At 45.2% G+C, this 3228-nt stretch carries 3 protein-coding genes and 1 pseudogene; 1 reads left to right on the top strand and 3 read right to left on the bottom strand.

The annotated features are described in order from the left end of the window. The 3 genes from H6S82_RS25815 to gatA all read right to left on the bottom strand — a co-directional run. Nucleotides 1-323: PHP domain-containing protein (locus H6S82_RS25815; RefSeq protein WP_191056927.1), on the bottom strand; the 323-nt coding region annotated here is incomplete at its 3' end. Nucleotides 324-331: 8 nt separating this feature from the next. Beyond that, nucleotides 332-1207, bottom strand: a complete 876-nt coding sequence (locus tag H6S82_RS25810) for an alpha/beta hydrolase (RefSeq protein WP_190462193.1) — start codon at nucleotides 1205-1207, stop codon at nucleotides 332-334. Between the two features lie 178 nt (nucleotides 1208-1385). Continuing rightward, nucleotides 1386-2846, bottom strand: a complete 1461-nt coding sequence (gene gatA, locus H6S82_RS25805; RefSeq protein WP_190462192.1) for an Asp-tRNA(Asn)/Glu-tRNA(Gln) amidotransferase subunit GatA — start codon at nucleotides 2844-2846, stop codon at nucleotides 1386-1388. 157 nt (nucleotides 2847-3003) lie between these two features. Between gatA and H6S82_RS25800 the strand changes: the two are divergent. Next, nucleotides 3004-3228, top strand: a pseudogene (locus H6S82_RS25800) (hypothetical protein); the annotation flags it as partial.

Genomic DNA, 3228 nt, shown 5'->3' with positions numbered 1-3228 from the left:
AGATGAGAAATTGTTGTTAATTTTACTAAGTTTTTGTAACCTTGAGTATTTTTAGCTAAAACAATTTGATGATATTTTTTTCTACCTCGTTCGTTCTTTTCGATATCGCCTTCGACGACATACATTTCATTGCCGACAATTGGCTTAATTGTTTTACCGCGACAAAGTTTAATTAGCTCAACTGCACCATACATAACCCCGTGATCTGTAAGTGCGATCGCAGGCATATTTAACTGCATCGCTCGCTCTACCAGATCGTTTAGCTGACTCGCTCCATCCAGTAGGCTATAATCGCTGTGAGTGTGCAAACCAACAAAAGACATAGGAGTTTTTATTTATTAATTGAATGTGTAGCTAATCGAACAAAATTTTGTACAGTTTGGAGATATTCGACGCCAGCAATACTGGCGACATTATTATGTCCCGCATCGGGAACGAGGAAAAGGCGTTTGGGTGACGGGGCGGCGGCAAACAGCATTTTACTCATGCCATAGGGAATCTCGGTATCTAGCATACCATGAATAAAGAGGACTGGCATTTTGAGCGAACGCACCTTACTAATAGAGTCAAACCGCTGGTGTAAAATGATATCTGCCGGAAACAATTGAAAAACAGGTCTTTCGTTCACCATATTCCGCATTGAGGTGAACGAACTTTCCACAATTAAACCCGCCGCCTCTGGATGTTTAGCTGCTAAATCGATTGCGATCGCACCTCCCAGAGAATGACCGTAAATAAAAATATCTTTTGCTGAAATCTGTCTTTCTCCGGTTAAATAATGCCAAGCTGTTTCCGCATCTCGATAAACGCTTGCTTCCGTAGGAAAGTCACCTTCGCTGCGTCCGTAACCGCGATAATCTATTAGCAATACCGAAAAACCGAGTTGGTGAAACCGCATCGCATGGTTAACATTCGCTCCTATATTAATCCCATTCCCATGCAAATATAATACAGTTTGTTTTCCCTCTCCGGGAATCCACCAACCGTGAATGCGTTCCACTTTACCCGAACTACCTAATACTGGCAACCAAACATCCTCGAAACTCGCCAAACCTGCTGGTGTTATTTCAATTATAGAAGATGGGAAAAAGATAAAGCGATTCTGCCAAAAAACAAGATATATACAGGCAGATAAATATGCGATCGCTACCAACCCACCTACAATTTGTACTAACTTCAATAGAAATGTAATTGGCATTTTTGACATACAGATTAATTAGTAGGTAAGGTGGGCAATGCCCACCCTACTAAATATTAGTCATAGCTCCTTAACTCAGATCTTCTCAATAAGACCAGAGAAACCGGGTTTTTTCAGCAAAAATCTAGGCTTTCTAGTTTTCCTATTAGCAAGAAACCCGGTTTCTGACGCTGGTGCAAGATCTGAGTTAAAGCAAATGAGGTTTCCGACGATGCCAGGAAGTAGATTGCTCGTAGGCATAAGCCACATGAAACAGCTGATCTTCCCGCAACAGATTACCAATCAATTGCATACCGATCGGCAGTCCCTTTTCATCAAAACCGCACGGTACATTTAATCCGGGCAACCCAGCCAAATTCACCGGAATCGTCATCAAATCCGATAAATACATACTCAACGGATCTTCAGTTTTTTCACCAGCTTTAAACGCCGTTGTCGGGGCAGTCGGACAAACCAAAACATCAACTTTTTCAAAAGCACTCTCAAAGTCTTGTTTAATCAGAGTGCGAACTTTTTGCGCCTTCAGATAATAGGCATCGTAATATCCAGCCGATAAAGCATAAGTTCCCAACATGATCCGCCGCTTAACTTCCGTGCCAAAACCAGCAGCGCGAGTCTGGGTATACATAGTTAGCAAATTATCGGCGTCTGTTGTCCGCAAACCATACTTCACCCCATCGTAACGAGCCAAATTAGCAGATGCTTCCGAGGGAGCAATAATATAGTAAGTAGGCAAACCGTAGCGGAAGCGCGGACAAGAAATAACGTGAATTTCCGCCCCTAATTCTTGGAGAACTTCGATCGCTTTCGTCACGGCTTTTTCCACTGCGGGATCTAAACCTTGACCGAAAGTTTCCGAGATCACCCCAACTCTGAGAACGCCTCTAGTTTTGAGATTGGGTTTGAGATTTTTGGCATAGTCGGGAATTTGCACGTTGAGGCTAGTAGAATCTTTGGGGTCGTAACCGGCGATCGCACCCAAAAAAATCGCCGTATCCTCCACCGTAGTACCGAACGGCCCAATTTGATCCAGCGAAGAAGCGTAAGCTACCAAACCGAAACGCGAAACCAACCCGTAAGTCGGTTTCAATCCCACCACACCGCAGAAAGACGCCGGTTGACGAATCGAACCCCCCGTATCCGAACCGAGAGAAACAAGACATTCTCCCCCCGCCACTGCCGCCGCCGAACCCCCAGAAGAACCTCCCGGTACTCGTTCCAAGTCCCACGGGTTAGCTGTGAGTTGATAGGCAGAAGTTTCCGTAGAACTGCCCATCGCGAACTCATCCATATTCGTTTTGCCCACCATCACCGCACCCGCATCCATTAGTTTCTGGGTAACGGTGGACTCGTAAGGCGGCACGAAATTTTCCAGAATTCGGGAACCGCAAGTAGTGCGAATCCCCTTGGTACACATATTGTCCTTAATGGCGATCGGAATGCCCGCCAGTAGCCCTATTTCCTCTCCGGCGGCGATTTTGGCATCCACCGCCATTGCCTGTTCTATGGCTCTATCTGCGGTTACGCACAAAAAACTGTGCAACTTGGGTTCTAGCGCCTCAATGCGTTCTAACGCTTCTTTCGTAATTTCTACAGCAGAGCGTTCTTTGCTAATGAGTTGTTGGTGCAACTCGCGGATGGATGCCATGCAGTTACCTCAAGACCTCGTTTTCACTTATAGCCCGGATCTCAAGTATAAAGTGACCGATCGCTGCTTATTCGCATATTCGGGTTTTTAATCTCATTACGAAGTATAAAAAATTTATGTACGGATCGATTGCGCCCGATTATATCGGGCGCAATCGATGTTTTTTTCTCTGATTATGCTGTTTAAAGAGATTACCACACAGAAGACATGGAAAGTATTTACAAAAGTTGTGGCAACGGGAGCGATCGCCCTCAGCAGTATAGCGATCGGCACTCCCCCCAGTCCAGCCCAAAACGCCGCTGCACGAGGATTTTTTTGCGATACCTCTAGCGGTACACCCGTCACAATCTATCAAAATGCACAAGGAACTCAAGAACCTTGG

Origin of the sequence: Planktothrix sp. FACHB-1355 (assembly GCF_014748295.1) — a bacterium.
In the GTDB taxonomy this organism is placed as follows: domain Bacteria; phylum Cyanobacteriota; class Cyanobacteriia; order Cyanobacteriales; family Aerosakkonemataceae; genus Aerosakkonema; species Aerosakkonema funiforme_A.
The sequence above is the reverse complement of the archived record's forward strand: the minus strand, read 5'-3'. Positions and strand labels throughout refer to the sequence as shown.